The sequence below is a fragment of the Salmonella sp. SAL04196 genome (assembly GCF_046550835.1).
In the GTDB taxonomy this organism is placed as follows: Bacteria; Pseudomonadota; Gammaproteobacteria; order Enterobacterales; family Enterobacteriaceae; genus Salmonella; species Salmonella enterica.
The window spans coordinates 457,635-482,780 of record NZ_JBGDXE010000001.1; the positions used below are offsets into that span (position 1 = coordinate 457,635).

The 25,146-nt window shown below is 51.8% G+C and carries 19 protein-coding genes, 2 tRNA genes and 2 other RNA genes; 12 read left to right on the forward strand and 11 right to left on the reverse strand.

Translation table 11 applies throughout. The features are described 5' to 3' along the window. The first annotated feature begins 1 nt into the window (after position 1). Positions 2 to 232 carry a putative cation transport regulator ChaB gene (chaB, locus tag ACLJPE_RS02390; RefSeq protein ID WP_001146392.1) on the forward strand — a complete coding sequence of 77 codons (231 nt, stop codon included), beginning with the start codon at positions 2 to 4 and terminating at the stop codon, positions 230 to 232. A gap of 79 nt (positions 233 to 311) precedes the next feature. Here the strand turns inward: chaB and ACLJPE_RS02395 are convergent, their stop codons facing one another. Then, the gene (locus ACLJPE_RS02395) at positions 312 to 665 is read right to left on the reverse strand and encodes a DsrE/DsrF/TusD sulfur relay family protein (RefSeq protein WP_001179795.1); all 354 of its coding nucleotides are present in this window, start codon (positions 663 to 665) and stop codon (positions 312 to 314) included. 176 nt (positions 666 to 841) lie between these two features. On the opposite strand from ACLJPE_RS02395, the gene ACLJPE_RS02400 reads away from it, so the two are divergent. Continuing rightward, positions 842 to 2,266 carry a YchO/YchP family invasin gene (locus ACLJPE_RS02400; protein WP_024148541.1) on the forward strand — a complete coding sequence of 475 codons (1,425 nt, stop codon included), beginning with the start codon at positions 842 to 844 and terminating at the stop codon, positions 2,264 to 2,266. Here the strand turns inward: ACLJPE_RS02400 and narL are convergent, their stop codons facing one another. Together narL and narX are read right to left on the reverse strand one after the other, a co-directional pair. Next, positions 2,267 to 2,917 carry a two-component system response regulator NarL gene (narL, locus tag ACLJPE_RS02405; protein ID WP_001064598.1) on the reverse strand — a complete coding sequence of 217 codons (651 nt, stop codon included), beginning with the start codon at positions 2,915 to 2,917 and terminating at the stop codon, positions 2,267 to 2,269. Further along, positions 2,910 to 4,706 (reverse strand): nitrate/nitrite two-component system sensor histidine kinase NarX, encoded by a 1,797-nt coding sequence (narX, locus tag ACLJPE_RS02410; RefSeq protein ID WP_023232888.1) that lies wholly within the window; start codon positions 4,704 to 4,706, stop codon positions 2,910 to 2,912. Before narX ends, narL begins: the two co-directional genes overlap by 8 nt. 340 nt (positions 4,707 to 5,046) lie before the next feature. Between narX and narK the strand changes: the two genes are divergently transcribed. From narK to narI, 5 genes are all read left to right on the forward strand, one after another. After that, the gene (gene narK / locus ACLJPE_RS02415) at positions 5,047 to 6,444 is read left to right on the forward strand and encodes a nitrate transporter NarK (protein ID WP_000019849.1); all 1,398 of its coding nucleotides are present in this window, start codon (positions 5,047 to 5,049) and stop codon (positions 6,442 to 6,444) included. Between the two features lie 387 nt (positions 6,445 to 6,831). Then, the gene (locus ACLJPE_RS02420; RefSeq protein WP_023205875.1) at positions 6,832 to 10,575 is read left to right on the forward strand and encodes a nitrate reductase subunit alpha; all 3,744 of its coding nucleotides are present in this window, start codon (positions 6,832 to 6,834) and stop codon (positions 10,573 to 10,575) included. After that, entirely contained in the window at positions 10,572 to 12,107 is a 1,536-nt protein-coding gene (gene narH, locus ACLJPE_RS02425; RefSeq protein WP_000702628.1) for a nitrate reductase subunit beta, read from the forward strand. Before ACLJPE_RS02420 ends, narH begins: the two co-directional genes overlap by 4 nt. Next, positions 12,104 to 12,814, forward strand: coding sequence for a nitrate reductase molybdenum cofactor assembly chaperone (gene narJ, locus ACLJPE_RS02430; protein ID WP_000571668.1), 711 nt, complete (start codon positions 12,104 to 12,106; stop codon positions 12,812 to 12,814). Before narH ends, narJ begins: the two co-directional genes overlap by 4 nt. After that, positions 12,814 to 13,491: a respiratory nitrate reductase subunit gamma gene (narI, locus tag ACLJPE_RS02435; RefSeq protein WP_039514074.1), complete on the forward strand. Its 678-nt coding sequence runs from the start codon at positions 12,814 to 12,816 to the stop codon at positions 13,489 to 13,491. The genes narJ and narI overlap by 1 nt, the downstream gene beginning before the upstream one ends. Before the next feature lie 210 nt (positions 13,492 to 13,701). Here narI and ACLJPE_RS02440 read toward each other — a convergent pair. The 6 genes from ACLJPE_RS02440 to ACLJPE_RS02465 form a co-directional block, all read right to left on the reverse strand. Beyond that, positions 13,702 to 13,833, reverse strand: a non-coding RNA gene (locus tag ACLJPE_RS02440) — RtT sRNA. Positions 13,834 to 13,877: 44 nt separating this feature from the next. Then, positions 13,878 to 13,962: transfer RNA gene (locus tag ACLJPE_RS02445), tRNA-Tyr, on the reverse strand. A 34-nt stretch (positions 13,963 to 13,996) separates the two neighbouring features. After that, positions 13,997 to 14,128: non-coding RNA, RtT sRNA (locus ACLJPE_RS02450), on the reverse strand. Between the two features lie 44 nt (positions 14,129 to 14,172). Continuing rightward, a tRNA-Tyr gene (locus ACLJPE_RS02455) sits at positions 14,173 to 14,257 on the reverse strand. A gap of 158 nt (positions 14,258 to 14,415) precedes the next feature. Then, a complete protein-coding gene (gene purU, locus ACLJPE_RS02460; protein WP_001191156.1) occupies positions 14,416 to 15,258 on the reverse strand; it encodes a formyltetrahydrofolate deformylase in 843 nt (280 codons plus the stop codon). A gap of 50 nt (positions 15,259 to 15,308) precedes the next feature. Next, positions 15,309 to 15,767 (reverse strand): YchJ family protein, encoded by a 459-nt coding sequence (locus ACLJPE_RS02465; RefSeq protein WP_001540172.1) that lies wholly within the window; start codon positions 15,765 to 15,767, stop codon positions 15,309 to 15,311. A 110-nt stretch (positions 15,768 to 15,877) separates the two neighbouring features. Between ACLJPE_RS02465 and rssA the strand changes: the two genes are divergently transcribed. From rssA to galU, 3 genes are all read left to right on the forward strand, one after another. After that, the gene (gene rssA / locus ACLJPE_RS02470; protein ID WP_001230575.1) at positions 15,878 to 16,783 is read left to right on the forward strand and encodes a patatin-like phospholipase RssA; all 906 of its coding nucleotides are present in this window, start codon (positions 15,878 to 15,880) and stop codon (positions 16,781 to 16,783) included. A 90-nt stretch (positions 16,784 to 16,873) separates the two neighbouring features. Continuing rightward, positions 16,874 to 17,887, forward strand: a complete 1,014-nt coding sequence (gene rssB / locus ACLJPE_RS02475; protein WP_000193432.1) for a two-component system response regulator RssB — start codon at positions 16,874 to 16,876, stop codon at positions 17,885 to 17,887. Between the two features lie 202 nt (positions 17,888 to 18,089). Next, a complete protein-coding gene (galU, locus tag ACLJPE_RS02480; RefSeq protein WP_000729450.1) occupies positions 18,090 to 18,998 on the forward strand; it encodes a UTP--glucose-1-phosphate uridylyltransferase GalU in 909 nt (302 codons plus the stop codon). 130 nt (positions 18,999 to 19,128) lie between these two features. On the opposite strand, the gene hns is transcribed toward galU, so the two are convergent. Continuing rightward, complete coding sequence (hns, locus tag ACLJPE_RS02485; protein ID WP_001287383.1) at positions 19,129 to 19,542, reverse strand: histone-like nucleoid-structuring protein H-NS; 414 nt, start codon at positions 19,540 to 19,542, stop codon at positions 19,129 to 19,131. A 662-nt stretch (positions 19,543 to 20,204) separates the two neighbouring features. On the opposite strand from hns, the gene tdk reads away from it, so the two are divergent. After that, positions 20,205 to 20,822, forward strand: a complete 618-nt coding sequence (gene tdk, locus ACLJPE_RS02490) for a thymidine kinase (protein ID WP_023232887.1) — start codon at positions 20,205 to 20,207, stop codon at positions 20,820 to 20,822. Between the two features lie 194 nt (positions 20,823 to 21,016). On the opposite strand, the gene adhE is transcribed toward tdk, so the two are convergent. Further along, positions 21,017 to 23,695, reverse strand: coding sequence for a bifunctional acetaldehyde-CoA/alcohol dehydrogenase (gene adhE / locus ACLJPE_RS02495; protein ID WP_000301678.1), 2,679 nt, complete (start codon positions 23,693 to 23,695; stop codon positions 21,017 to 21,019). 476 nt (positions 23,696 to 24,171) lie between these two features. On the opposite strand from adhE, the gene ACLJPE_RS02500 reads away from it, so the two are divergent. Further along, complete coding sequence (locus ACLJPE_RS02500; RefSeq protein WP_052893991.1) at positions 24,172 to 24,819, forward strand: YchE family NAAT transporter; 648 nt, start codon at positions 24,172 to 24,174, stop codon at positions 24,817 to 24,819. The last annotated feature ends 327 nt before the right edge of the window (positions 24,820 to 25,146 follow it).

Genomic DNA, 25,146 nt, shown 5'->3' on the forward strand with positions numbered 1-25,146 from the left:
GATGCCGTATAAAGCCAAAAGTGATTTACCCGATAATGTGCGGAATGTTCTTCCAGCCCATGCCCAGGACATTTACAAAGAAGCGTTTAATAGCGCCTGGGAGCAATATAAAGATAAAGCCGATCGTCGTGATGACGCCAGTCGCGAGGAAACCGCACACAAAGTCGCCTGGGCGGCGGTTAAAAACGATTATGAAAAAGGCGAGGATGATAAATGGCATAAGAAAAAATAAACGCGGTATTACTCACGTGTTAGCCTGATTTTCTTGCCGGAAGTCTATCCTGACGCGGGAGCTTTTCCCGCGTACAGATTCAAAATGTCAGCACTTTGTCCGCTGCCAGCGTCCATTGCGCCAGCTCGACCAGCGTTCCGATTTCCACACCGTCAATCAGCGGCAGGGGAGTGATACCACGTCCGTCCGCACAGGTTTTGCATAATTTTACCGGTACGTTTTGCGCGGTCAGAATTTCCAGCATTTGCTGAATATTGTAGCCCTCGGCTGGTTTTTGACCGCGTAACCCTGCGGTTACGGCATCTGACATCAAAAACAGGCGTAAATTGAGATGGCTTTCCTGCTCGCGCAGCGCAATGGCCAGACGCAGGCTATTAAATAATGATTCGCTGCCGTAGGCGGCGCCGTTAGCGATAATGACGATATTTTGCATGGATAACCCTTCTCCTTGAGAAATTTTGTCGGCAATGGCGTTATGTTACCTCGGGAACCGGGTACCGCCAAATGCGTGGAGAAAATCCCGGGACGCTCTGCGGAAAAAATAAGGATATTCCTGGAAGCACGAGAAAAGGCTGCAAAACCTGTCCGGACACGTTATGGTTTACTCTGATGCCATTCCTCTTATCTTTTGTTGTAGAAGTTGCCGACACGTTGAGCCGTATTGTTTTTCGTTCATTCTCACTCTCGCTTCTCTTGCTGGCTGCCAGCGGTACGATCCGTGCGCAGGCGCAAGATCCTTTCACGCAAAACCGTCTGCCGGATTTAGGCATGATGCCGGAATCTCACGAAGGGGAAAAGCATTTTGCCGAGATGGCCAAAGCGTTTGGCGAAGCCAGCATGAAAAATAACGATCTGGATACCGGTGAACAGGCGCGGCAATTTGCTTTCGGACAGGTACGCGATGTGGTCAGCGAGCAGGTTAACCAGCAGCTTGAAAGCTGGCTATCAGCCTGGGGCAGCGCCAGCGTGGATATTAACGTCGATAACGAAGGTCATTTTAACGGCAGTCGCGGAAGCTGGTTTATCCCTTTACAGGATAAACAGCGCTATCTGACCTGGAGCCAGCTTGGTCTTACGCAACAGACTGATGGACTGGTAAGCAACATTGGCGTAGGACAGCGCTGGGCGCAGGATGGCTGGCTTCTTGGCTATAATACCTTTTACGATAATCTGCTGGATGAAAATTTGCAGCGCGCCGGCTTTGGCGCGGAGGCGTGGGGAGAATATTTACGTTTATCCGCCAACTATTATCAGCCTTTTGCCGACTGGCAGACGCATACGGCGACCTTAGAACAGCGAATGGCGCGCGGATATGATATCAACGCGCAAATGCGGCTGCCGTTTTACCAGCATATCAATACCAGCGTTAGTCTGGAGCAGTACTTTGGCGATAGCGTGGATCTGTTTGACTCCGGAACGGGGTATCACAATCCTGTCGCGTTAAAACTGGGTCTCAACTATACGCCAGTACCTTTGCTTACCGTGACCGCCCAGCACAAACAGGGCGAGAGCGGGGTCAGTCAGAATAACCTGGGACTGACGCTTAACTACCGCTTCGGCATGTCGCTCAAAAAGCAGCTTGCCGCCAGTGAAGTGGCGCAAAGCCAGTCATTACGCGGTAGCCGCTATGATACGCCGCAACGTAACTCGCTGCCGACAATGGAGTATCGGCAGCGTAAAACGCTAACGGTTTTTCTGGCGACGCCGCCCTGGGATCTTACGCCTGGTGAGACGGTTGCGTTAAAATTGCAGGTGCGCAGCGTGCACGGTATTCGTCATTTGAGCTGGCAGGGCGATACACAGGCATTAAGTTTGACGGCAGGAACGGACACCCGCAGTACCGAGGGCTGGACAATCATTATGCCGGCCTGGGATCACCGCGAAGGCGCGGCAAATCGCTGGCGTTTATCGGTGGTGGTTGAGGATGAAAAAGGTCAGCGTGTCTCTTCCAATGAGATCACGCTCGCGCTGACTGAACCGTTTATCACGATGCCGGACGATAATCCGCATTGGCAACCGTTCCAGGAGCAATAATTAAAAGATGCGTTCCTGATGCACCCAGACGGCGGCCTCCACGCGCGATTTCAGCTTCATTTTCTTGAGCATATGTTTCACGTGCACTTTGACCGTACTTTCGGTGATATCCAGACGCCGGGCAATCATCTTATTTGGCAATCCCTGCGCGATGAGCTTCAGAATATCGCGCTCACGCGGGGTGAGTTGCGTTACATCGCGATCGGTGGTAGCGCGGTTGGCCCGCAGGCTGGCCGCCAGTACCGGCGTTAACGCTTCACTTAATACCATTTCGCCGGCGGCGGCCTGTTGTAACGCTTTGAGCAAGTCCTCAGGCTCCATGTCTTTCAACAGATAACCATCCGCGCCGCGCTTTAGTGCCGTGACGACATCTTCTTCATGGTTGGATACGCTGAAAACGACAATACGTCCTGACAGCGCTTTTTCGCGTAATTTATCCAGCGTTTCGAGACCATTCATTCCCGGCATATTCAAATCAAGGAGGATCAGATCGGGATCGAGCGATTCCGCCAGGTCAATACCCTGCTCACCGTTGCTGGCTTCTCCGACCACGCTGATATCGGGCGCCATACTCACAAGCTGCTTTACACCCGTGCGTAGCATCGGATGGTCGTCAATTAACAGGATGGTTGCCGGTTCCTGATTATTCATGGGTATCTCCCTGGGTTTCTGTGAAGTTTGTTTCTGGAATAAAAGTAACAGTGACCTCTGTTCCGCCAGTCTCGCGTCGGCGTACCTGGCAATCGCCGCGCAAACTTTGCGCCCGATCGCGCATGATGATCATGCCGTAGTGATTACTGCGTTCGGCGTTTTCCGGGACGCCGCAGCCATTATCCTGCACTTTTAGTTTGACCTGTTTGCCACATTGCGTCACTGTCACCACCACATCGTCGGCATGAGAGTGTTTAAGGGCGTTGCTGAGGGCTTCCCTGGCAATTTGCAACAGGTGTATCGCCTGGTATGAAGGCACCAGGCGGGGGGGAAGCTGATAATCCAGTTTTACCGTAAAGCCAAACCGGGCGCTGAACTCCTGGCAGCTTGCTTCCAGCGCCGGACGTAGCCCGGGTTCCGTCAACTGTAACCGGAAAGTGGTTAACAGTTCGCGCAGTTGCGCCCAGGAGCAGTTTAGCTCATTGCGAATTTGGCTGAGTAACTCACGGCTGCTTTCCGGTAACACGTCGCCCTGCATTTGCAGGCAGCTCACCTGCATCTTCATACAAGAGAGCGACTGGGCAATAGAATCATGCAGTTCGCGGGCAATGGTGGCACGCTCTTCCATGACAATCAACTGCTGCTGGCGCTCCTGATGCCTGTCGAGCGCCAGAGTCGCGGTAAGCTGTTCAACCAGCGTGTCCACCAACTGTTGCTGATCGTGGCTGAAATGGCGTCCATAGGGCAGCGTCGCCAGCAAAATACCGTATTGGGTGTGAGAGTCGGTGAGCCGCCATTTTAAGGTGGTGCCGCCGTTAATCATCGGCAGGGCGCTACGTGGGCAAAGGTGGCAGCCTTTATCATCGCAACTGATGTCCGACTGACAGGTAAATTCCTGGTGATTATCTTCATCTTCCAGGTCATAGACCCGCAGCTCAATATCATGCAACTGGGTTAAATTTTGCAGGCCATTCAGTACCGGTGAAAGACGCTCACATAGCGGAGCCTGTGAATGCAGTCGGCGGTTGGCTTGCCACAAAAACGAGAGAATCTGGTTTTTATGTTCCAGACCGGCTGTTTTTTCCTGTACGCGCTGTTCCAGTACCGCATAACTTTCGGCCAGTTCTTCAGACATATTATTGAGCGCAGAACCCAACGCGGCCATCTCATTGCGTCCACTGATATTGGCACGTTGGGTAAAGTCGCGCTGACTGACGGCGCGCGCCATTGATAATAACTGTTTCCAGGGCTGCAAAAGGCGAACACGTAGCCAGATAATCGTAAATACCAGCAATAGCGCCATAAAGATCGCCATTACCCGGTGAACTAATACCACGCGTTCGATACGCAATTCAGTAGTATGGTCGAACGACGTCACCAGGCGATCCAGGCCCGCCACAAAGCGCGTGACATCTTCTGCGACCGCGTGCGCGTTTTGCGCGTGCTGTAGTCCTGGCGAGAGTTCGTTATGCCAGTAATCCTGCAACGCTTTAAGCTGCTTTTGCTGCCCGTCTCGCTCAGCGGCGCGGGTCAGTTCCGGGCTGAATGCCGTTTGCTCCATCTCATCCAGCAGCTTTTGATCTTTAGCATCCAGCGGGACAGCGGCCAGTAGTCGATAGCTTTGCATACGCAATGAGCCCGCTTTATTAATCGCATGAGCGCTACCCTGCACGCCCTGAACCAGCCAGCCGGAAACCGCCATCCCCGCCACGCCGATAGCGGTAGAGAGCATGACAATCAGCGCCAGTTGGTTAACCAGCGTAAGAGGAGAGAAACACCGTTTAAACATGTTACCTTCTTTCTTCGGGGTAATGTCGCCGAAAAAACGTAGCAAAAAAGAGGGGCGTCAATCGGCTGTGCCGCTATTCTCAACGATACAGCGGAGTATACCCATACCTATAACGAGTTACTCCTTAATTGCCGCCGTAGAGAGGTATCTGCGACGGGAAGGAGTAGACAGACACAGCATGGTGAAAAACCACAGCTTTTTTACCAAAATAGCCTACTCATTAAGGGTAATAACTATTTTTAGTCGCCGGTGATGACGACTTTTCCTTTGATTTATATCAACTTACCTTCGGCAGTAAACCCTAATGTGGCAGACATCAAATCAAGAATCAGAGGTGTCTATGAGTCACTCATCCGCCCCGGAAAGGGCAACTGGCGCTGTTATCACGGAATGGCGTCCGGAAGATCCGGCATTCTGGCAGCAGCGCGGCCATCGTGTCGCCAGCCGTAATCTGTGGATTTCTGTGCCGTGTTTACTGCTGGCGTTTTGCGTCTGGATGCTATTCAGCGCAGTGGCGGTGAACCTGCCGAAAGTGGGATTTAATTTTACGACCGATCAGCTCTTTATGTTGACTGCGCTGCCATCTGTTTCCGGCGCGCTGCTACGGGTGCCTTACTCCTTTATGGTGCCGCTATTTGGCGGACGTCGCTGGACAGCGTTCAGTACCGGTATCCTCATCGTGCCTTGCGTATGGTTAGGCTTTGCCGTTCAGGATACCAGTACGCCATTTAGCACTTTCATTATTATTTCCTTGCTGTGTGGTTTTGCCGGCGCGAACTTTGCCTCCAGTATGGCGAACATCAGCTTTTTCTTTCCTAAACAAAAGCAGGGCGGCGCGCTGGGTCTGAACGGCGGTCTGGGCAATATGGGCGTGAGCGTGATGCAGCTGGTTGCGCCGCTGGTGGTTTCGCTCTCTATCTTTGCCGCCTTTGGCAGCCACGGTGTAGAGCAGCCGGACGGTTCTCAGCTCTATCTGGCGAACGCGGCCTGGATTTGGGTGCCTTTCCTGGCCATTTTTACGCTGGCGGCGTGGTTCGGCATGAACGAACTGGCGACGTCTAAGGCCTCGCTAAAAGAGCAACTGCCGGTGCTCAAACGTGGTCATCTGTGGATCATGAGTCTGCTGTATCTGGCGACCTTCGGATCGTTTATCGGTTTCTCCGCGGGGTTCGCTATGCTGTCTAAAACGCAATTCCCGGATGTGCAGATCCTGCATTATGCGTTTTTCGGTCCGTTTATCGGCGCGCTGGCGCGTTCGGCAGGCGGCGCAATTTCTGACCGTCTGGGGGGGACTCGCGTCACGCTTATCAACTTTGTCCTGATGGCGATTTTCAGCGGTCTGCTGTTCCTGACATTACCTACTGGCGGCGTTGGCGGTAGCTTTATCGCATTCTACGGGGTATTTCTGGCGCTGTTCCTGACGGCGGGGTTGGGGAGTGGTTCTACCTTCCAGATGATCTCCGTTATCTTCCGTAAACTGACGATGGACCGGGTAAAAGCGGAAGGCGGGTCGGAAGAAAAAGCCATGCGTGAAGCGGCGACCGATACGGCGGCGGCGCTGGGCTTTATTTCCGCGATTGGCGCGATTGGCGGCTTTTTTATTCCGAAAGCATTTGGTTCATCTTTAGCATTAACCGGTTCGCCAGTCGGCGCGATGAAAGTCTTTCTTATTTTCTATATCGCCTGCGTCGTTATTACCTGGGCGGTATATGGACGTCATTCTAAAAATAAAAAATAACTTTTGATTATCCTTTGCGCGGCGTTAGACCGCGCTTTTTTTTACCCGCATTTAGTTACAACATACTTATAGTCAAGAAGAGAGGCGCGACAGGGCTAACCACGCACATTTTTATCGGTCATCCAGGGGGATACCCCTTAATACCCACTTGTTGAAAATTTAACATTCATGTCGTGCGTAAATTTAATTTTATGTAATTAAATCAGTAAGATATATAAATAAAACTCCTCCTCCAAAAGGAGTATGCAGGAGGTTTGCGCGCCATTTGCATCCCTGTCCGCCTTGATCGTTATCAATTCTCACGCCCATTCAGCGCGTTACCTTCGCCCTTAGTTAAGCAATGTCGATTTATCAGAGAGCCGTAAGGTTCCACACAGGAGAAACCCGATGAGTAAATTCCTGGACCGGTTTCGCTACTTCAAGCAGAAGGGCGAAACCTTTGCCGATGGGCACGGCCAGCTTCTCGAAACAAACCGGGACTGGGAGGACGGATACCGCCAACGTTGGCAGCATGACAAAATTGTGCGCTCAACCCATGGGGTGAACTGCACCGGTTCTTGTAGCTGGAAAATTTATGTCAAAAATGGTCTGGTGACCTGGGAAACACAGCAAACCGATTACCCGCGCACCCGTCCTGATATGCCAAACCATGAACCTCGCGGCTGCCCGCGCGGGGCAAGTTACTCCTGGTATCTCTACAGCGCTAACCGACTGAAATATCCGCTGATGCGCAAACGTCTGATGAAGATGTGGCGCGAGGCGAAAAAACTGCATCGCGATCCGGTAGAGGCATGGGCCTCCATCATTGAAGATGCCGATAAAGCCAAAAGCTTCAAACAGGCGCGTGGTCGTGGCGGCTTTGTTCGCTCCTCATGGCAGGAAGTGAACGAGCTGATCGCCGCTTCCAACGTATACACCGTGAAAACCTATGGTCCTGACCGCGTCGCGGGCTTCTCACCCATTCCGGCGATGTCGATGGTCTCCTACGCTTCCGGCGCACGTTATCTTTCGCTGATTGGCGGTACCTGCCTGAGCTTTTACGACTGGTACTGCGACCTGCCGCCAGCCTCCCCGCAAACCTGGGGGGAGCAGACCGACGTGCCGGAATCCGCTGACTGGTACAACTCCAGCTATATTATCGCCTGGGGCTCTAACGTGCCGCAAACCCGTACGCCGGATGCCCACTTCTTTACCGAAGTACGTTACAAAGGCACTAAAACCGTCGCGGTGACGCCGGACTATGCCGAAATCGCCAAACTGTGCGATCTGTGGCTGGCGCCGAAGCAGGGGACCGATGCGGCGATGGCGCTGGCGATGGGCCACGTCATGCTGCGCGAATTCCACCTCGACAACCCGCGCCAGTACTTCACCGATTATGTCCGTCGCTATACCGACATGCCAATGCTGGTGATGCTTGAAGAGCGTGATGGTTATTATGCCGCAGGTCGTATGCTGCGCGCTGCCGATCTCGTTGATTCGCTGGGGCAGGAAAATAACCCGGAATGGAAAACCGTCGCTATCAACAGCAACGGTGAAATGGTGGCGCCAAACGGTTCAATTGGTTTCCGCTGGGGTGAAAAAGGCAAATGGAACCTCGAACAGCGCGACGGGACTACCGGTGCAGAAACTGAATTGCAGCTCAGCTTGCTGGGCAGCCAGGATGAGATTGCTGACGTGGGCTTCCCATATTTCGGCGGCGAAGGTTCAGAGTACTTTAATCATGTGGCGCTGGATAACGTCCTGCTGCATAAACTGCCGGCAAAACGTCTGCAACTGGCCGATGGTTCTACCGCGCTGGTGACCACCGTTTACGATCTGACCATGGCGAACTATGGTCTGGAACGCGGCCTGAACGATGAAAACTGTGCCGCCAGTTATGACGATACCAAAGCGTATACGCCAGCATGGGCCGAGCAGATCACTGGCGTGCCGCGGGCGCAGATCATCCGTATCGCACGGGAGTTCGCCGATAACGCGGACAAAACGCACGGGCGTTCAATGATTATCGTTGGCGCCGGTCTGAACCACTGGTATCACCTCGATATGAACTATCGCGGGCTGATTAATATGTTGGTGTTCTGTGGTTGCGTTGGTCAGAGCGGCGGCGGCTGGGCGCACTACGTCGGCCAGGAAAAACTGCGTCCGCAGACCGGCTGGCAGCCGCTGGCGTTTGCCCTTGACTGGCAGCGTCCGGCGCGTCACATGAACAGCACCTCTTACTTCTATAACCACTCCAGCCAGTGGCGCTACGAGACGGTGACCGCCGAGGAATTACTGTCGCCGATGGCGGACAAATCCCGCTATAGCGGCCATCTGATTGACTTCAATGTGCGCGCCGAGCGTATGGGCTGGTTGCCGTCGGCACCGCAGTTAGGCACTAACCCGCTGTATATTGCGCGTGAAGCGGAAAAAGCCGGTATGACGCCGGTAGACTATACCGTCAAATCCCTGAAAGAGGGTTCGATTCGCTTTGCCGCCGAGCAGCCGGAAAACGGTAAAAACCACCCGCGTAACCTGTTCATCTGGCGTTCTAACCTGCTTGGGTCTTCCGGTAAAGGTCACGAGTATATGCTGAAATATCTGCTGGGTACTGAGCATGGTATTCAGGGGCTGGATCTGGGTAAACAGGGCGGTGTGAAGCCGGAAGAAGTGGAGTGGCGTGACAATGGCCTGGACGGCAAACTGGATCTGGTGGTGACGCTGGACTTCCGCCTGTCGAGCACCTGCCTGTACTCCGATATCGTACTGCCGACCGCCACCTGGTATGAAAAAGACGATATGAATACCTCGGATATGCATCCGTTTATTCATCCGCTGTCTGCCGCCGTAGATCCGGCCTGGGAATCGAAAAGCGACTGGGAAATCTACAAAGGCATTGCGAAGAAATTCTCCGAAGTCTGTGTAGGCCACCTGGGTAAAGAGACTGACGTCGTGACGCTGCCGATCCAGCACGATTCTGCCGCTGAACTGGCGCAGCCGCTGGACGTGAAAGACTGGAAAAAAGGCGAATGCGACCTGATTCCAGGGAAAACCGCGCCGCACATCATGACCGTTGAGCGTGATTATCCGGCCACCTATGAGCGATTTACCTCTATCGGCCCGCTGATGGAGAAAATCGGCAACGGCGGGAAAGGGATTGCCTGGAACACGCAGAGCGAAATGGACTTGCTGCGTAAGCTCAATTACACCAAAGCGGACGGTCCGGCGAAAGGCCAGCCGATGCTCAACACGGCGATTGACGCGGCAGAGATGATCCTGACGTTAGCGCCGGAAACCAACGGTCAGGTGGCGGTGAAAGCCTGGGCGGCGCTGAGCGAGTTTACCGGTCGCGACCATACGCATCTGGCAACCAATAAAGAAGAAGAGAAAATCCGCTTCCGCGATATTCAGGCCCAGCCGCGCAAAATTATCTCCAGCCCGACCTGGTCTGGTCTGGAAGATGAGCACGTTTCTTATAACGCCGGTTATACCAACGTTCACGAGTTGATTCCATGGCGTACGCTGTCCGGCCGCCAACAGTTGTATCAGGATCACCAGTGGATGCGCGACTTCGGCGAAAGTTTGCTGGTGTATCGTCCACCGATCGACACCCGCTCGGTGAAAGCGGTGATGGGGCGTAAATCCAACGGTAATCCGGAGAAGGCGCTCAACTTCCTGACGCCGCACCAGAAATGGGGTATCCACTCGACCTACAGCGATAACCTGTTGATGCTGACCTTGTCGCGTGGCGGCCCGATTGTATGGATGAGCGAAACCGACGCCAAAGAGCTGGGCATTGAAGATAACGACTGGATCGAAGTCTTCAACAGCAACGGCGCATTGACCGCACGCGCAGTGGTCAGCCAGCGTGTACCGGCGGGCATGACCATGATGTACCACGCGCAGGAACGTATCGTAAACCTGCCGGGGTCGGAAATTACCCAGCAGCGCGGCGGTATTCATAACTCGGTGACGCGCATTACGCCGAAACCGACCCATATGATCGGCGGCTATGCGCAGTTAGCCTACGGCTTTAACTACTACGGTACCGTCGGCTCCAACCGCGATGAGTTTGTGGTGGTACGTAAGATGAAGAACATTAACTGGTTGGATGGCGAAGGCAATGACCAGGTACAGGAGAGCGTAAAATGAAAATTCGTTCACAAGTCGGCATGGTGCTGAATCTCGATAAGTGCATCGGCTGTCATACCTGTTCAGTGACCTGTAAAAACGTCTGGACCAGTCGCGAAGGTATGGAATACGCGTGGTTCAACAACGTAGAAAGTAAGCCTGGCGTTGGTTTTCCGAATGACTGGGAAAATCAGGAAAAATGGAAAGGCGGCTGGATCCGCAAAATCAACGGCAAACTACAGCCGCGCATGGGCAACCGGGCGCTGCTGCTGGGTAAAATCTTCGCTAACCCGCATCTGCCGGGCATCGACGACTACTACGAGCCGTTTGATTACGACTACCAGAACCTGCATACCGCGCCGGAAAGCAAACATCAGCCGATCGCGCGTCCGCGCTCGCTGATTACCGGCCAGCGGATGGACAAAATTACCAGCGGGCCAAACTGGGAAGAGATTCTGGGCGGCGAGTTCGAAAAACGCGCCAAAGATCAGAATTTCGAAAACATGCAGAAGGCGATGTACGGCCAGTTCGAAAACACCTTCATGATGTACCTGCCGCGCCTGTGCGAGCACTGCCTCAATCCGGCGTGCGTGGCGACCTGCCCGAGCGGTGCTATCTACAAGCGTGAAGAAGATGGCATCGTGCTGATCGACCAGGACAAGTGCCGCGGCTGGCGGATGTGTATCACCGGTTGCCCGTACAAGAAAATTTACTTCAACTGGAAGAGCGGCAAGTCCGAGAAGTGCATCTTCTGCTACCCGCGTATCGAAGCCGGTCAGCCGACCGTTTGCTCGGAAACTTGCGTGGGGCGTATCCGCTACCTTGGCGTACTGTTGTATGACGCAGATGCCATTGAAAGCGCCGCCAGTACGGAAAACGAAAAAGATCTGTACCAGCGTCAACTGGACGTGTTCCTCGATCCGAACGATCCGGCTGTCATTGAACAGGCGCTGAAGGACGGCGTGCCGCAGAGCGTGATCGATGCGGCGCAGCAATCGCCAGTGTACAAAATGGCGATGGACTGGAAGCTGGCGCTGCCGCTGCATCCGGAATACCGCACGCTGCCGATGGTCTGGTACGTGCCGCCGCTGTCGCCGATTCAGTCTGCCGCCGACGCGGGTGAACTGGGCAGCAACGGTATTCTGCCGGATGTAGACAGTCTGCGTATCCCGGTGCAGTACCTGGCGAACCTGTTGACCGCTGGCGACACTCAGCCGGTACTGTTGGCGCTGAAACGGATGCTGGCGATGCGTCACTACAAACGTGCGGAAACCGTAGACGGTAAAGTGGATACCCGCGCGCTGGAAGAGGTGGGTTTAAGCGAAGCCCAGGCGCAGGAAATGTATCGTTACCTGGCAATTGCTAATTATGAAGATCGCTTTGTGGTGCCGAGCAGCCATCGTGAACTGGCGCGTGACGCATTCCCGGAGAAAAACGGTTGTGGCTTTACCTTCGGCGATGGTTGCCACGGGTCTGATACCAAATTCAATCTGTTCAACAGCCGCCGCATCGACGCTGTTGATGTGACCAGCAAAACGGAGCCGCACGCATGATTGAACTCGTCATTGTTTCGCGTCTGCTCGAGTACCCGGATGCTGCCCTGTGGCAGCATCAGCAGGAGTTGTTCGATGCGCTCGCGTCATCTGAGAACCTGGATAAAGAGGATGCCCAGACTCTGGGCGTTTTCCTGCGCGATTTAACCGCGCAGGATATGCTGGATGTACAGGCCGCCTACAGTGAACTGTTTGACCGTGGTCGCGCCACATCGCTGCTGCTGTTTGAACATGTACACGGGGAATCCCGCGATCGCGGTCAGGCGATGGTTGACCTGATGGCACAGTATGAACAGCACGGTTTGCAGCTCGACAGCCGCGAACTTCCCGATCATCTGCCGCTGTATCTGGAATACCTTGCGCAATTGCCGAAAAGCGAAGCGTTAGGGGGATTACAGGATATCGCGCCGATTCTGGCGCTGCTAAGCGCACGTTTGCAACAGCGTGACAGCCGTTATGCGGTGCTGTTCGATCTGCTGTTAAAACTGGCGAATACCGTTATCGACAGCGATAAAGTGGCTGAAAAAATTGCGAATGAAGCACGTGATGATACCCCACAGGCTCTGGATGCGGTCTGGGAAGAAGAGCAGGTGAAATTCTTCGCCGATCAGGGGTGTGGCGAGTCGGAGATCTCCGCTCACCAGCGTCGTTTTGCCGGTGCCGTGGCGCCGCAATATCTGAATATCACCACCGGAGGACAGCACTAATGCACTTCCTGAATATGTTCTTCTTTGATATCTACCCGTACATTGCCGGATCGGTATTTCTGATCGGTAGCTGGTTACGTTACGACTACGGCCAGTACACCTGGCGGGCGGCCTCCAGCCAGATGCTGGATCGCAAAGGAATGAACCTGGCGTCAAACCTGTTCCACATTGGGATTTTGGGTATTTTCGCCGGTCACTTCCTGGGCATGTTAACGCCGCACTGGATGTATGAAGCTTTTCTGCCGGTCGAGGTGAAACAGAAGATGGCGATGATTGCCGGCGGCGCCTGCGGCGTGCTGACTCTGGTTGGCGGTGTTTTACTGCTCAAGCGGCGTCTGTTTAGCCCACGTGTCCGCGCCACCACTACCGGCGCAGATATTTTGATTCTCTCGCTGCTGGTGATTCAGTGCGCGCTGGGCCTGCTGACCATTCCGTTTTCCGCCCAGCATATGGACGGGAGTGAAATGATGAAGCTGGTCGGGTGGGCGCAGTCAGTTGTGACCTTCCACGGTGGCGCATCCGCACATCTGGACGGTGTAGCCTTTATCTTCCGTATGCACCTGGTACTGGGGATGACGCTGTTCCTGTTATTCCCATTCTCGCGCCTGGTGCATATCTGGAGCGTGCCGGTCGAGTACCTGACCCGCAAATACCAGATTGTTCGTGCACGTCACTGATTTTCTCTCGATGCCCTAAACTCCGCTTCGGCGGAGTTTTTTTATGGCTGTTTGCCGGATGGCGGCATAAATGCCTTATCCGGCCTACGCAGGCGTCAACTCTCCTGTAGGCCTGATAAGCGCAGCGCATCAGGCATATTGCGGGCAAGTATTGAGGGCAGAATATAGGACATTAAGGTTTGATCTTGCTGAAGTGCGACTGGGAAGTGATGGTGGTGGGGGAAGGTTGACTCAGCGCTGCGCGCTTCGCCCTTCGGGTCGTTGCCTGCGGCAACGCTTTCTCGCTTTCGCTCGAATCGAACCTTAGTCGAAGCTTCTCATCCTTCCCCGTACGGAGAGATATGAGGCACTGTGCTTAACGGGGATAAGATACGCGACGAGAGTGATGGTGGTGGGGGAAGGATTCGAACCTTCGAAGTCGATGACGGCAGATTTACAGTCTGCTCCCTTTGGCCGCTCGGGAACCCCACCAGGGGTAATTCAAATTGTAGGTAAAGCTTGAAGATGGTGGTGGGGGAAGGATTATTCGTCGCTTCGCTCCTCACCCTACGGGCCGTTGCCGTTGGCAACGTTCTCTCGCTTTCGCTCAAGTCGAACCTTAATCGAAGGTTCTCACCCTTCCCCGACAAGTGCAAACTTCTGCATTGCTCATCAAGTTAACTACATCGCTGTAGTGAATAATGGTGGTGGGGGAAGGATTCGAACCTTCGAAGTCGATGACGGCAGATTTACAGTCTGCTCCCTTTGGCCGCTCGGGAACCCCACCACGGGGTAATGCTTAATACTGGCCTGCTTCCTTTCGGGAAGCGGGGCGCATCATATCAAATGACACGCCGCTGTAAAGCATTCCTTTGCCTGAAATGAACTGTTTGCGTACTTTTCATCCGTAACGGATTAAAGCTAATCAATTCATATTACTGACGATTAAAGAATAATCGTCCGATTGCCGTAAACAAAGACCCGCTGCGCCAGAACCTGATACAGCGCGCGGCTTAATACGTTTTTCTCAACGTCGCGCCCGGCACGCATCATATCTTCTGCGGTGTAAGTGTGATCGACGTGAATCACGTCTTGCATAATGATTGGGCCTTCATCCAGATTATCATTCACATAGTGCGCGGTAGCGCCGATGATTTTCACGCCGCGCTCATAGGCCTGATGATAAGGGCGCGCGCCGATAAATGCCGGCAGGAATGAGTGGTGGATATTGATAATTTTGTTCGGAAAGCGCGCCACAAAACCTGGCGTCAAAACACGCATATACTTGGCCAGCACCACATAGTCCGGTTGATGAGCATCAATGGCGTCCGCCATCTTCGTGTCATGCTCTTCACGCGTTAATCCCTCATGGCTGACCAGTTCGAAAGGAATCTCAAAACGTTCAACCAGCGAGCGTAACGTTTCATGGTTGCCAATGACCGCAGCGATTTCAACATCCAGCCCGCCATAGTTGGCTTTCATCAGCAGGTCGCCCAGACAATGCGCCTCTTTGGTAACCAGAATCACTACCCGACGGCGTCCGGCGGGATTGAGTTCACGAACAGAGCCTTCCGGTAAGGCGCTGTCCAGATCGGCCAGAAGAGTGGAATCATTGAAGATGCCTTCCAGCTCGGTCCGCATAAAAAAGCGTCCGGTGCGATGGTCCACAAATTCATTGTTTTGCACAATATTAAGCTCGTGCTTATAGCAAATGTTGGTAATCCGCGCGATAAGGCCTTTTTGATCGGGACAAATAGTACGCAGAACTTTACGTTGTAGTGATTGCATTGCCGGAAAAATCCTGTTGAGAGTGTTTGTTGTATCGATACTGTCAGGCATCACTGGCCGCAGCACTTTTTAAATTTTTTGCCTGAACCGCACGGGCAGGGATCATTTCGACCCAACTGCGGGCGGGTACCGTCAATATAATACCACTGACCGTTTTCTTTGATAAAACGAGAGCGTTCGATAATCGCCCCGGTTTTCCCTTGTTCGGAAAAGCGCGCGATAAAACTAACATACCCTGTATTTTCTGCTTCTGACCAGGTATGTTCAAAAATAGTCAGGCCGAGCCACCTGGTATTGGCAAATCCGGCGATGATATCATCACGAAACGCGGCCGCATTGCAGGTTGGATGCCAGCTCTTAATTAAGTAATCTGCGTCTTTCATCACAAAAGCGCAGTAACGAGAGCGCATGAGATGTGACGGATCGGGTGCTACTCGTTCTCCGGACACAATACGACCACAACATAGGCTATACTCGTCAGCGCTACCACAGGGACAAGGCTGAGACACAATAATCTCCCTGAATATAAAAAACGGCGTTGAACGCCAGGGTGGCATTATGTTAACTGAGCAGTGGCGATGTTGCTACGTCTTGAAGCCAGGGGAAGTCGTTAAGTACGATGAGAAAAATGAAAATAGGGCTGGCGCTGGGATCTGGCGCAGCGAGAGGATGGTCTCATATTGGGGTCATCAAAGCCCTCAAGCAAACAGGCATTGATATTGATATCGTTGCGGGATGCTCAATAGGTTCACTGGTCGGCGCCGCGTATGCCTGTAATAAATTATCGGCGCTTGAACAGTGGGTATGTTCATTCCGCTACTGGGATGTTTTACGCCTGATGGATGTATCCTGGGGCAGAGGAGGGTTGCTTCGCGGCGAACGCGTATTTAATCACTATCGGGATATTATGCCCGTCACGGATTTTGACCACTGTTCAAGACGTTTTGGCGCGGTCGCGACGAATCTTAGCACGGGACGAGAGCTATGGTTTACTGAAGGCGATCTACACCTTGCCGTACGCGCGTCGTGCAGTATGCCAGGGCTGATGTCTCCGGTTGAACATAACGGTTACTGGCTGGTAGATGGCGCAGTCGTTAATCCGGTACCTGTTTCGTTAACCAGGGCGCTGGGGGCTGATATCGTTATTGCGGTAGATCTGCAACATGATGCCCACCTCATGCAGCAAGATTTGCTCTCTGTAAATGTCGGGAATATAAATGAAGAGAGCGATGATGCGCTGCCCTGGCATAAGCGTTTAAAAGAACGTTTCAGTAGCCTGACTTCACGCCGTGGCGTGAGTTCGCCTGGGGCAATGGAAATCATGACAACCTCCATTCAGGTGTTGGAAAATCGTCTTAAACGTAACCGTATGGCTGGCGATCCGCCTGATATTCTCATTCAACCATTCTGTCCGCAAATCTCTACGCTGGATTTTCATCGCGCCCATGCCGCTATTGCGGCGGGTCAGTTAGCCGTAGAGAAAAAGATGGACGAACTTATACCCTTGGTGCGTACCGACGTTTAATGTACCTTTTACGATCACTTAAGCAAATTCTGACAGGCGCAAGCGGCAATACCATGCCACTATTGATTAAAGCCAGTCAGGGGAGAGAACATGACGCAGCCATTGGTCGGAAAACAGATTCTTATTGTTGAAGACGAGCCTGTATTTCGCTCGCTTCTGGATTCGTGGTTTTCCTCTTTGGGAGCGACAACGGCATTGGCAGGCGACGGGGTGGATGCCCTGGAGTTGATGGGGCGTTTTACCCCTGATCTCATGATATGTGATATCGCTATGCCGAGAATGAACGGTCTCAAACTGGTAGAAAACTTACGTAATCGCGGAGACCAGACGCCTATTCTGGTTATTTCCGCAACAGAAAATATGGCGGATATCGCCAAAGCGTTACGCCTTGGGGTTGAAGATGTCTTGCTGAAGCCGGTAAAAGATCTCAACCGCTTGCGGGAAACCGTATTCGCTTGCTTATACCCTAATATGTTTAACTCGCGGGTTGAAGAAGAAGAACGCCTGTTTCGTGACTGGGATGCAATGGTGAGTAATCCGACCGCCGCAGCGCAATTGTTGCAGGAATTGCAGCCCCCGGTACAGCAGGTGATTTCTCATTGCCGCATTAATTACCGGCAGCTCGTCTCCGCCGATCAGCCTGGACTGGTGCTGGATATTGCGCCGCTATCTGATAACGAACTGGCATTTTATTGCCTGGATGTCACCCGGGCGGGTGATAACGGCGTGTTAGCCGCATTGTTGCTGCGAGCGCTATTTAACGGCTTATTGCAGGATCAGCTCGGCCAACAAAAGCACCGTTTACCGGAGTTAGGCGCGCTATTAAAACAGGTAAATCATCTGCTCAGACAAGCCAATTTACCTGGGCAATTCCCACTATTTGTCGGCTACTATCACAGTGAGCTCAAAAATTTGATTCTCGTCTCCGCCGGATTGAACGCCACCTTAAATACGGGCGCTCATCAGGTTCAAATTAGCAGCGGCGTGCCGCTAGGAACATTGGGTAACGCCTACCTTAACCAATTAAGCCAGCGTTGCGACTCATGGCAGTGTCAAATATGGGGCGCAGGAGGGCGTCTGCGATTGATGTTGTCTGCGGAATGACCAAACGGAAGAGTGAGCGGAAATTGCTTTACCGGCCTTTCCCGACGAGTGTTACTATCTGCGGCAGATTTATAAGTATTTGTCTTAATTATACCAATATAAGTCCTTTTTGGACCTGAGGCTTGTTCTGGTACTGATATACTGGAACACGATACAGATTAATGAACACGTTCAATACATGAACAGTCCAGGAGAATTTTAAATGGCTGCCCTTAATTCGAAAGTCAAAAAAGCCGTTATCCCGGTCGCGGGATTGGGAACCAGGATGCTGCCAGCGACCAAAGCTATCCCGAAAGAGATGCTGCCGCTGGTTGATAAGCCATTAATTCAGTACGTCGTGAACGAATGTATCGCTGCTGGCATTACTGAAATCGTGCTTGTGACGCACTCGTCTAAAAACTCTATTGAAAACCACTTTGATACCAGTTTTGAGCTGGAAGCGATGCTGGAAAAACGCGTTAAGCGTCAGCTTCTGGAAGAGGTCCAGTCTATTTGCCCTCCGCATGTCACTATTATGCAGGTACGTCAAGGGCTGGCAAAAGGCCTGGGCCATGCCGTATTGTGCGCGCATCCCGTTGTCGGAAACGAACCTGTCGCTGTTATTCTGCCAGACGTTATTCTTGACGAATATGAGTCCGACCTGTCTCAGGATAACCTGGCTGAAATGATCCGCCGTTTCGACGAAACCGGCAATAGCCAGATTATGGTTGAGCCAGTAGAAGATGTGACTGCATACGGCGTGGTCGATTGTAAAGGCGTTGAGCTGGCACCGGGCGAAAGTGTGCCGATGGTTGGCGTGGTTGAAAAACCAAAAGCGGATGTCGCGCCGTCTAACCTTGCGATTGTCGGGCGTTATGTGTTGAGCGCGGATATCTGGGCGTTGCTGGCGAAAACCCCTCCGGGCGCCGGGGATGAAATTCAGTTGACCGATGCTATCGATATGCTGATCGAAAAAGAAACGGTTGAAGCCTACCACATGAAGGGTAAAAGCCATGACTGTGGTAATAAGTTAGGATATATGCAGGCATTCGTTGAATATGGCATCCGTCATAATTCGCTGGGTGCTGAATTTAAAGCCTGGCTTGAAGAAGAAATGGGTATTAAGAAGTAACGATACGTTATAAATTTTTTAACAGAAGCGCTGGTAAATCCGGCGCTTTTTTTATGCCTGGGGTTGTCAGCGGAGAACTCAGGCAAAAAAATCCCGCCAGCGGCGGGATTTTAAGCATCCAGGAAGTAAATTATTCCTTGATCAGGAAATCTTCCAGTTGCTTACCTTGTTCTTCCATTGCTTTTTTGATTACAGCCGGTGTACGACCCTGGCCAGTCCAGGTTTTAGTTTCACCGTTTTCGTCAACATAGCTATATTTAGCCGGACGAGCTGCGCGTTTAGCTTTGGTGCCGGATTTAGCGGCAGCCATGCTATTCAGCAGTTCATTCGGGTCAATGCCGTCGGCAATTAACATTTCACGATACTGTTGCAGTTTACGAGTGCGTTCTTCCACTTCAGCAGCAGCAGCGCTTTCTTCTTCACGACGCTCATTAACGACAACTTCTAATTTTTCCAGCATTTCTTCAAGCGTTTCCAGAGTACATTCTCTTGCCTGCGCACGAAGAGTACGGATGTTGTTCAGAATTTTAAGTGCTTCGCTCATTGTAGTAATCTCAAACTTATATTGGGGTGGTTTGTTGAGCTAATAATAGAGCGATAAATTCAGTTGTGCAATAGCCAGGAATGTAAGGAATTCAAAATTACGCTTTATTAAGCACACGTTTTAATTATCTCAACTTAAATTTTCCTTGAGGCGCCGCACAAAAAAGAGCTTATTGGCAGGGGGGATACTCACCGTTTGTCGCTAAAAATTTAGGAGTCAGGTCACATTTTATCATGATGAAATACGATCTCATTGCTGAGATATCAATCTCTTGTATTAGCTTTCCTTACAAGAAAACCCTATTACTTTGCACCGGGTATGAGTAACGGTAACAATAAGTACAAGGTTTTCATATTGGCGGGTGATGATAAGCATTGTTGATGAATTTTAACGGCATAATTTGTGAAGGAATGTGTATATACCCTTCATACTTCAAGTTGCTTATGTGTTGGCTACGCTCGCTCACCCCAGTCACATAGTTATCTATGCTCCTGGGGACTCACTCCCTTGCCGCCTTTAAGCAACTCGAATTATTTTGGGTATAGTGAGCGATGTTTGTACAATTCTTAATACTCACCGGAGCGCGAGCCGCGCCGTCGCGTCGGTAAATTATGGTACAATCCCGCCAATCTTTATTTCACTCAGGTGAGGTCCTGCGACCAATGGCACAGCTATATTTCTACTATTCGGCAATGAATGCGGGTAAGTCGACAGCACTGCTGCAATCTTCATACAATTATCAGGAACGCGGGATGCGTACCGTCGTATATACGGCGGAAATCGACGATCGTTTCGGCGCAGGCAAAGTCAGCTCTCGTATCGGTTTGTCGTCGCCGGCAAAATTGTTTAACCAAAATACATCCTTGTATGAAGAGATTCGTGCCGAGAGCGCGCGGCAGACAATACATTGCGTGTTAGTCGACGAAAGCCAGTTTTTGACTCGCCAGCAGGTTTATCAATTATCCGAGGTTGTCGACAAATTAGATATTCCCGTACTTTGCTATGGGCTACGAACAGACTTTCGTGGGGAGCTCTTTGTCGGCAGCCAATACTTGCTGGCATGGTCAGATAAGCTGGTGGAATTAAAAACTATCTGTTTCTGCGGTCGTAAAGCCAGTATGGTTCTGCGACTTGATCAGGACGGCAGGCCTTATAACGAAGGCGAACAGGTGGTTATTGGCGGGAATGAACGCTACGTTTCAGTTTGCCGTAAGCATTATAAGGACGCGTTGGAGGAGGGCTCACTGACGGCGATTCAGGAGCGTCATCGGCACATATGATACCCGAGGTAGCGATGGCTTATAAAACGCCCTGTAGCGCTTTGGACGTCATTATTCAGGCCTCCTGACGAAGGGCGTGCCGTGAGCGCGTAGGCCAGATGATAAGCATAGCGCCTTCAGGCATCAGATAAACCGGTAAAACAAAAAACGGCCTCAATTGAGGCCGTTATTGTCATGCTAAAGCAGATAACGAATTAAGCGGATTTTTTCGCTTTCTTCTCTGCTTTCGGTGCTGCAACGACGTCTTTCTTCGCTGCAACTTCACCTTCGGTGAAATCACGACCGTAGTAGGTATCCAGCAGAATCTGTTTCAGTTCGGAGATCAGCGGATAACGCGGGTTAGCGCCGGTGCACTGGTCATCAAAGGCATCTTCAGACAGTTTGTCAACGTGTGCCAGGAAGTCAGCTTCCTGTACGCCTGCTTCACGGATAGACTTAGGAATACCCAGCTCAGCTTTAATGCTTTCCAGCCATGCCAGCAGTTTTTCAATCTTAGCGGCGGTACGGTCGCCCGGCGCGCTCAGGCCCAGGTGGTCAGCAATTTCAGCGTAACGGCGGCGTGCCTGCGGACGATCGTACTGGCTGAAAGCGGTCTGCTTGGTCGGGTTGTCATTCGCGTTGTAGCGGATAACGTTACAAATCAGCAGGGCGTTCGCCAGACCGTGCGGAATGTGGAACTGAGAGCCCAGTTTGTGCGCCATGGAGTGACATACACCGAGGAAGGCGTTGGCAAACGCGATACCGGCGATAGTCGCTGCACTGTGAACACGTTCACGCGCAACCGGGTTTTTAGACCCTTCGTGGTAAGACGCCGGCAGGTTTTCTTTCAGCAGTTTCAGAGCCTGCAGAGCCTGACCGTCAGAGAACTCAGAAGCCAGTACGGAAACGTAAGCTTCCAGGGCGTGAGTCACCGCATCCAGACCACCGAACGCACACAGGGACTTCGGCATATCCATCACCAGGTTGGCGTCGACAATCGCCATATCCGGGGTCAGGGCATAGTCAGCCAGCGGATATTTCTGACCGGTTGCATCGTCGGTCACAACCGCAAACGGTGTGACTTCAGAACCGGTACCGGAAGTGGTGGTGACGGCGATCATTTTCGCTTTCACGCCCATTTTCGGGAACTTGTAGATACGTTTACGGATGTCCATAAAGCGCAGCGCCAGTTCTTCGAAGTGAGTTTCCGGATGTTCGTACATGACCCACATGATTTTCGCGGCGTCCATCGGGGAACCGCCGCCCAGCGCGATGATCACGTCTGGTTTGAAGGAGTTAGCCAGCTCAGCGCCTTTGCGAACAACGGAAAGCGTCGGGTCGGCTTCAACTTCGAAGAAGACTTCGGTTTCAACGCCAGCCGCTTTCAGCACAGAGGTGATCTGGTCTGCATAGCCGTTGTTGAACAGGAAGCGGTCAGTCACGATGAGCGCACGTTTGTGGCCATCAGTAATCACTTCATCCAGCGCGATGGGCAGAGAGCCACGGCGGAAGTAGATAGATTTCGGAAGTTTGTGCCACAACATGTTTTCAGCTCGCTTAGCAACGGTTTTCTTGTTGATCAGGTGTTTCGGACCAACGTTTTCAGAGATGGAGTTACCACCCCAGGAACCACAACCCAACGTCAGGGAAGGTGCGAGTTTGAAGTTGTACAGATCACCTATACCACCCTGAGAGGCCGGGGTGTTGATCAGGATACGCGCAGTTTTCATCATCTGACCGAAGTAAGCAACGCGTTCTGGCTGGTTATCCTGGTCAGTGTACAGGCAGGAGGTGTGACCGATACCGCCCATAGCGACCAGTTTTTCTGCTTTTTCTACCGCTTCTTCGAAATCTTTCGCACGATACATCGCCAGAGTCGGAGACAGTTTTTCGTGTGCGAACGGTTCGCTTTCATCAACGACCGTAACTTCACCGATCAGAATCTTGGTGGTTTCTGGTACGGAGAAGCCTGCCAGTTCAGCGATTTTGTAGGCTGGCTGACCAACGATAGCGGCGTTCAGAGCGCCATTTTTCAGGATAACGTTTTGAACCGCTTTCAGCTCCTGGCCCTGCAGCATGTAGCCGCCGTGGCTGGCGAAACGTTCGCGAACGGCATCATAGACGGAATCAACAACGACAACAGACTGTTCAGAAGCACAGATTACGCCGTTATCGAAGGTTTTAGACATCAGAACAGACGCCACAGCGCGTTTGATATCAGCGGTTTCATCAATGACAACCGGGGTGTTGCCTGCGCCTACGCCGATAGCAGGTTTACCGGAGCTGTATGCTGCTTTAACCATGCCTGGACCGCCCGTCGCAAGGATCAGGTTAATATCCGGGTGGTGCATCAGCGCATTAGACAGTTCTACGGAAGGTTGATCGATCCAGCCAATCAGATCTTTCGGCGCGCCGGCAGCGATAGCCGCTTGCAGAACGATGTCTGCCGCTTTGTTGGTTGCTTCTTTAGCGCGCGGATGCGGAGAAAAGATGATGGCGTTACGGGTCTTCAGGCTAATCAGCGATTTGAAGATCGCGGTAGAGGTCGGGTTAGTGGTTGGAACGATACCGCAAATAATGCCGATAGGTTCAGCAATGGTGATGGTCCCGAAGGTGTCGTCTTCAGACAGCACGCCGCAGGTTTTTTCATCTTTATAAGCGTTGTAAATATATTCAGAAGCGAAGTGGTTTTTAATCACTTTGTCTTCCACGATACCCATACCGGATTCGGCGACGGCCATTTTGGCCAGCGGAATGCGGGCATCAGCGGCTGCCAGAGCGGCGGCGCGGAAGATTTTGTCGACCTGTTCTTGAGTGAAACTGGCATATTCACGCTGGGCTTTTTTTACACGCTCTACGAGTGCGTTAAGTTCAGCGACATTAGTAACAGCCATAATGCTCTCCTGATAATGTTAAACTTTTTTAGTAAATCATCTGCGCGATACGTGAGTATAGACAGATCGACGATACTTTGTATAAATGCCTGAAATTCAGGTGGTTACTTAACGTCCGTTTCGCTCTGATTTACTAAAAGAGCTTCTGCGTTAGTATCATTTAACTCTAACGCGTTACGTCCAGGTGGCGTAAGCAAGATTACTCACTTCTGAGTAGCGATTGTGTGATCTAAATCAAGATTACGCAAAGCTGACACCTTTCAGCAGGCCATTTTAGCCTTTTATGTAAATTGTTAAGAAATCGTTGTCATGAAGAGTAAGTGGATTAGCATAACGAGTACATATAAATAACAGCGATGAATGGATGAAATTAGGTGTAGATAAGAGGTGAACTATGCGAATAAAAGGCGTATCTTCTGCGCGTTTTGATCATTAACGAACATTGACTTCATCCGGCTAACGCTTCGGAGCTAACCGTGATTCAACCGCTTTTTGATTTTCCTGTTTACTTTAAGTTCTTTATCGGGCTCTTTGCGCTGGTTAACCCGGTGGGGATTATCCCCGTTTTCATCAGCATGACCAGCTACCAGACGGCCACGGCGCGTAATAAAACTAACCTCACCGCGAATCTGTCGGTCGCGATTATCTTGTGGAGTTCCTTATTCCTCGGCGATGGCATCCTGCAGCTGTTTGGTATTTCTATTGACTCGTTCAGAATTGCGGGCGGTATCCTGGTTGTCACCATTGCAATGTCGATGATCTGCGGGAAGCTGGGGGAAGATAAACAAAACAAGCAAGAAAAGTCAGAGACGGCCATACGCGAGAGCATTGGCGTTGTGCCGTTAGCGCTGCCGTTAATGGCGGGGCCAGGGGCGATTAGCTCCACTATCGTCTGGGGGACGCGTTATCACAGTATCGCGCATTTGCTTGGTTTTTCAGTTGCCATTGCGCTTTTTGCGCTTTGCTGCTGGGGCGTGTTCCGTATGGCGCCGTGGCTGGTTCGTTTGCTGGGGCAAACCGGTATCAACGTTATTACCCGAATCATGGGGTTGTTGTTAATGGCGCTCGGCATCGAATTTATTGTCACAGGAATAAAAGGCATTTTCCCCGGCTTGCTCAACTAAACTCCCACCTGTTGATTTACAGGCGGCGCCCTAAGGGGCCGCCTTGTGACATTCCCACGTAACACTTCTTACTTTGATAAGCATTCAGCGTTTTAATGATAAAAAATACTAATATAATCTAACGCTATTTATTTTTATTAATCAATCTATTATGAACATTACTGAGACCGTGAGAAGCGGTAGGTCTGTTATTTTATTCACACCATACTCTGGGGCTTGATGAAGGATTATTGAAATGTTATTAGTTGTTTCAGCTCCATCGTAGATGAATGTGCTAAATAATGAGCATTTGTTAAATTTGTGTGTGTTTTCTGGCGCAGGTATATC